This is a genomic window from Dietzia aerolata (assembly GCF_014144865.1).
Lineage (GTDB): Bacteria > Actinomycetota > Actinomycetes > Mycobacteriales > Mycobacteriaceae > Dietzia > Dietzia aerolata.
Map to the genome: position 1 here is coordinate 1 of NZ_JAALDM010000167.1, position 4,847 is coordinate 4,847.

Below are 4,847 nucleotides of genomic sequence, written 5' to 3' on the forward strand. Positions count from 1 at the left end.
GGTCACCTTGCTGAAGATCACCGTGCCGGCGGGTGTCGACCACCGGGACGGCCTGCCCGTGGGCGAAGCACGCCACGGCGCGCGCGGTGTAGTCGCCGACGCCGGGAAGGGAGAGGAGGTCGTCGACCTCGGTGGGGACCTCGCCGTGGAATTTTTCGACGACGACGACGGCGCATTCCCGCAACCGCAGAGCGCGTCGCGGATAGCCGAGTTTGCCCCACATGCGGATCACATCGGAGGGGGCCGCGACGGCGAGTTCCGCAGGCCCCGGCCACCGCTCGAGCCACTCCCGCCAGATCGGTTCCACCCGGGCGACGGGGGTCTGCTGGCTCATCACCTCGCACAGCAGGATCTCCCACGGGGTGACGCCGTCCTCGCGCCAGGGCAGGGGGCGACCGGCGCCGTCGAACCAGGCGAGCAGGGCGGGGGTGTCGATCCGGGGGGTGGCGGGGGCGTGGGTGGAGGTCATCGTTGGGCTCCGGGGGCGGTCGGGGCACAATATGAGCCATGCCTCATACCAACCCGGTCAGCGCATGGGCTTCGCTCCGAGACGGTAACCACCGCTTCGTCGACTGCGAGATGCGTCATCCCAGCCAGAATACCCAGCGCCGCGAGGACCTCGTGGCCAACCAGCACCCCAAGGCCGTGTTGTTCGGCTGCTCGGACTCGCGGGTGGCGGCGGAGATCATCTTCGACCAGGGGCTCGGCGACCTGTTCGTGATCCGTACCGCCGGCCACATCATCGACACGGCGGTGCTGGGCTCGATCGAGTACGCCGTCCACCTGCTGGAGACGCCGCTGATCGTGGTGCTGGGTCACGACAACTGCGGCGGTGTGGCCGCGGCGGTGGACGCGTTGCGCACCGGTGAGATCCCGCCCGGCTTCCTTCGGGACGTGGTGGAGAAGGTGTCGCCGTCGATCCTCAACGGTCGTCGTGAGGGACTCAAGACCACCGACGACTTCGAGGCGCGGCACATCCTGGAGACCGGCGAACTGCTGCAGCAGCGGTCCAAGATTATCAGCGACCGGATCGACGCGGGGGAGCTCGCGATCGTCGGCGTGACCTACAAGCTCTCCGACGGGCGGGCCTACCTGCGCAGCGTCATCGGCGACGTCGAGGATGTCGCACATGGTCCCGGCGAGGAGATGGTCGCGGTCTGATTCGCGCGGCCTGGCGGGTGATCGCGCGCAGTTGACCGGCGGCTTCCGGGACACGCCGCGCCGCAGGTCGGACTGTGCGCGGGCCCGCCACTAGAGTCGTCCTCGTGCAAGAACCACAGGGCCCACTACCTCGCGAAGTCTATGTCCGTCGCCGTGTCGCGGCGGTCGTGGTCGCGGTCGTCGTGGTGCTCGCGGTGATTGTCGCCCTCTTCCTGGCCTCACGCGATACTGGGACGGACACCCAGGAGACCGCCGGCAGTGGCGATCCGGGCACCGCCGAGTCCACCGACGCCACCACGACGGCGGAGTCCGAGGAGGACGAGGAGCCCGATGACGGCGGCGCCTCCCGCGGTCGCTGCGCCGACGAGGACCTGCGGCTCGATGTGTGGCCCGCCGAGCCGAACGTGCCTGTCGGTCAGGAGGTCCGCTTCTTCGTCAACGTCATCAACTCCTCCGAGACGACGTGCGACCGAGATCTGACCGAGGCGCCGCTCTCGTTCGAGGTCTACAAGCTCGACGACAACACCAAGGTGTGGTCGAGCATCGACTGCACCACTCCCCGCGACGAGGACGAGGTGGAACTCCGGCCGAATGAGCCCGAGCCGCGCCAGATCGACTGGTCCGGCCGACGCTCGGCGGAGGGCGCCTGCTCCGAGGCGGACCGCACCCCGGTTGAGGTGGGCGCGTACCAGGTGTACGCGCTGGTCGGGAACGTATTCAGCCCCGCCGCGACCTTCAACGTGGTGGACGCGCCCGAGTCCTGATCCGCGCCCCGGCGATGACCGGCCGGAAGTGAATCAGCTCAGCCGCTGAAACAGTGCAGCTGGTGAATCGACGCAGCTGGTGAATCGGCTCAGCCGGTGACGAGGCCCGTGAGCCGCTGCCGGACGTGCCGGGCCCACAGGGAGCCGACGCCCTCGACATCGGCGAAGTCGGTCTGCTCGGCCGCCAACAACGCCGACACCGAACCGAACCGCTCCACCAGAGCCGCGATCTGCACCGGACGCAGTCGGGGGATGTGCGCGAGCATGCGGAACCCGCGGGCCGAGACCTGATCGTCCAGATCCTCTGGCTCGGCGGGCAGTCCGAGACAGCGCGCGACCGGGCCGGGAAGCAACAGATCCGCGTCGGACAGAGCGGTCAGTCGCTCCAACCCGGACCCCACCTGCTCGGCTGTGGGCAGCGCGGGAGTGCCCGCGTCCGCGGGGTCCGCGCCGGGACGATCCACCTGCAGGTAGTCGGCCACCAGGCCCCATAACTCGTCGGGGGTGTCGGAGAGCAGCTCCTCGAGCTGCAGCGTGGTCTGGCGTCCGTACTCACCCATCTCGACGGTCAGCTCGGCGAGCTCGGCGCCGAGGCGCTCGAGCCGCAGCAACCGCTGGGCCATGGTGAGCACGTCACGCACGGAGGCATAGCCGCCGATCTCCGCGCGATCGAGCCGGGCGCGGGCACGGGCGGTGCGGGCGCCGTGGCGCTCCATCGTGGCGACGGTCTGGTCGGCCCGGGCCAGCAATACCACCGGGTCGGCCAGCACCCGGGACTGTCCGCCGGCGTACACGGTCACCGTCGTCATGGACGCGGAGACGGCCACCGCGGGAACACCGGTGTGTAGGGCGGTCCGCTCCGCGGCGCGGTGCCGAGTGCCGGTCTCGACCGCCGGAAGCGAGGGGTCGGGGACCAGGTGCACGTTGGCGCGGGTGATCCGCTCACCATCGGTGGAGAGGACGACGGCGCCGTCCATCTTGCTCAGCTCGCGAAGGCGGGCGGGAGTGAACGGGACATCGAGATCGACCCCGCCGTCGCAGATGGCCTGGACGCCGGGGTCGTCGCCGAGCACGACGAGACCTCCGGTACCGCTGCGGCGGATCCGGTCGAGCGCCTCGCGCAGTGGCGTGCCCGGTGCGAGTCGTCGAAGGACGCTGCGGACCTCGGGGTCGACGGGGAACCCGTCAGCCGAGCGGGCGGAGAGGGCAGACGTGTCAGTGTCCCTCGGTCGGGGCGGCGGTCTCGGCCGGGCGGGTGTACGAGTCGATCTCGAGGACCTCGGCCATTATGGCGGCGTCGAGCTCGATCTGCTCACCGTTGCTGAAGGAGATCGTGGCGGGGAGCGAGGTGCCGATGTGCAGGTCCTCGGCGCCCGTCAGCGTGGCGGTGGCGTGCTCGAGGCAGATGTCGGCGGACGCCGGCATGGGCTCCGCATCCTCGCTCGCGTCGAACACGATGGTGCAGCCGCGCTCCATCGGCTGGGTCGCGCCGAGCTCGACCGGCGTGCCGTCGACCTCGGCCGACTCGATGCTGATCGGCTGCTCGGAGTCGTAGCCGGTGTAGGAGGCGGCGAAGCCGACGCGGGCCTCGTCGCCCTCCTCCGGGACGAGCACCTGGAAGTCGTTCACGGTGAGCTGCTCGGAGGAACCTCGACCACCGTCGACCGCGGCGACCTGATTCGCCGTCTGGGAGATCTGTCCGGAGCTGCAGGCGGACGCCCCGAGGGCGGCGCCCACGGCCAGGACTACGAGCGCGGTGCGGCGCAGGCCGGTGTTCGGTGAAGTCACGTCAGGCTCCTCGGGGATGATCGTCTCTCAGGCCGGTCTCATCGTAGTCCACGGCCCACCGTCCCCGGTGTCGGAGTGGCCTCCTCGGGGGCAACAGAATGCCTGGACAGGCGCTACAGGTTGCTGACCTGCGCAAACGGATAACGCCTGAACTGAGGGCGTGCTAAGATAGGCGAGTCGAAAGGGGAAAGCCACTCATGGAGTTCAAGGTCGGCGACACCGTCGTCTACCCGCATCACGGCGCCGCGACCATTCAGGCGATCGAGATGCGGACGGTCAAGGGCACCGAGAAGGAATACCTCGTCCTCAAGGTTTCGCAGGGCGATCTCACGGTCAAGGTGCCGGCCGAGAACGCCGAGTACGTCGGAGTGCGTGACGTGGTGGACCAGGCAGGCCTCGACAAGGTCTTCGAGGTCCTGCGTACCGAGCACGCGGAGGAGCCCACCAACTGGTCTCGCCGCTACAAGGCGAACGGCGAGAAGCTCGCCTCGGGCGATGTGAACAAGGTCGCAGAGGTCGTTCGTGACCTCTGGCGTCGGGATCTCGACCGGGGTCTGTCCGCGGGCGAGAAGCGCATGCTGGCCAAGGCCCGGCAGGTGCTCGTCGGTGAGCTCGCGCTCGCCGAGCAGGCGGACGAGGAGCGCGCTGACGCCCTCCTCAACGAGGTGCTAGCCTCCGCCGCACCCGCCTGATCCGGTCACGCTGATCCGGTATCGCACCAGGTGACACACGTCGATTCGGCCGGCCACCCCGCCCACGAGGGCAGGGTGGCCGGCGTCGTTCCCGCCGGCAGGGTGGCCGCGGTCGTCCCGGCCGCCGGATCCGGTGTCCGGCTCGGAGCCGGCATGCCCAAAGCGTTCGTCGAACTCGACGGCCGGACCATGCTTGTTCGATCCGTCGAGGGATTGCTGGAGTCGGGGGTCGTCGACGACGTGGTGGCCGTGGTCCCCGAGGACCGTCTGGACGAGGCGGAGTCACTGCTCGCACCGTTGCGGGGGGATGACCACGTCGTCGTCGTCACCACCGGGGGCGCGGAGCGCACCGACTCGGTGCGCAACGGCCTCGCGGCGCTGACCACCGCCCACCTCGCGACCTCCGGGGGGAGCGCGGCGGGCGAGGTGAGCGCGGCGGGCG

The 4,847-nt window shown here is 69.9% G+C and carries 6 protein-coding genes and 1 pseudogene; 4 read left to right on the top strand and 3 right to left on the bottom strand.

All coding sequences use genetic code 11. The features are described 5' to 3' along the window. Window positions 1–469: HhH-GPD family protein (locus G6016_RS10605; protein WP_479682404.1), on the bottom strand; the 469-nt coding region annotated here is incomplete at its 3' end. A 38-nt stretch (window positions 470–507) separates the two neighbouring features. Here G6016_RS10605 and G6016_RS10610 point away from each other — a divergent pair. Beyond that, window positions 508–1,161, top strand: coding sequence for a carbonic anhydrase (locus G6016_RS10610; protein WP_182632628.1), 654 nt, complete (start codon window positions 508–510; stop codon window positions 1,159–1,161). A gap of 104 nt (window positions 1,162–1,265) precedes the next feature. Further along, window positions 1,266–1,925, top strand: coding sequence for a hypothetical protein (locus G6016_RS10615; RefSeq protein ID WP_182632629.1), 660 nt, complete (start codon window positions 1,266–1,268; stop codon window positions 1,923–1,925). 89 nt (window positions 1,926–2,014) lie between these two features. Here the strand turns inward: G6016_RS10615 and disA are convergent. Both disA and G6016_RS10625 read right to left on the bottom strand, forming a co-directional pair. After that, window positions 2,015–3,088: pseudogene (disA, locus tag G6016_RS10620) on the bottom strand (DNA integrity scanning diadenylate cyclase DisA); the annotation flags it as partial. Window positions 3,089–3,140: 52 nt separating this feature from the next. Beyond that, window positions 3,141–3,713 carry a hypothetical protein gene (locus G6016_RS10625; protein WP_182632630.1) on the bottom strand — a complete coding sequence of 191 codons (573 nt, stop codon included), beginning with the start codon at window positions 3,711–3,713 and terminating at the stop codon, window positions 3,141–3,143. Between the two features lie 197 nt (window positions 3,714–3,910). Between G6016_RS10625 and G6016_RS10630 the strand changes: the two genes are divergently transcribed. After that, complete coding sequence (locus G6016_RS10630; protein ID WP_182632631.1) at window positions 3,911–4,405, top strand: CarD family transcriptional regulator; 495 nt, start codon at window positions 3,911–3,913, stop codon at window positions 4,403–4,405. A gap of 153 nt (window positions 4,406–4,558) precedes the next feature. Continuing rightward, window positions 4,559–4,847, top strand: a 289-nt coding sequence (locus G6016_RS10635; RefSeq protein ID WP_241730176.1) for a 2-C-methyl-D-erythritol 4-phosphate cytidylyltransferase, incomplete at its 3' end; no start/stop codon positions are given.

What these genes read in the sequence shown, in the direction of transcription:
- G6016_RS10610 (WP_182632628.1), top strand. Translation starts at nt 508, where the DNA reads ATGCCTCATACCAACCCGGTCAGCGCATGGGCTTCGCTCCGAGACGGT.
- G6016_RS10630 (WP_182632631.1), top strand. Translation starts at nt 3,911, where the DNA reads ATGGAGTTCAAGGTCGGCGACACCGTCGTCTACCCGCATCACGGCGCC.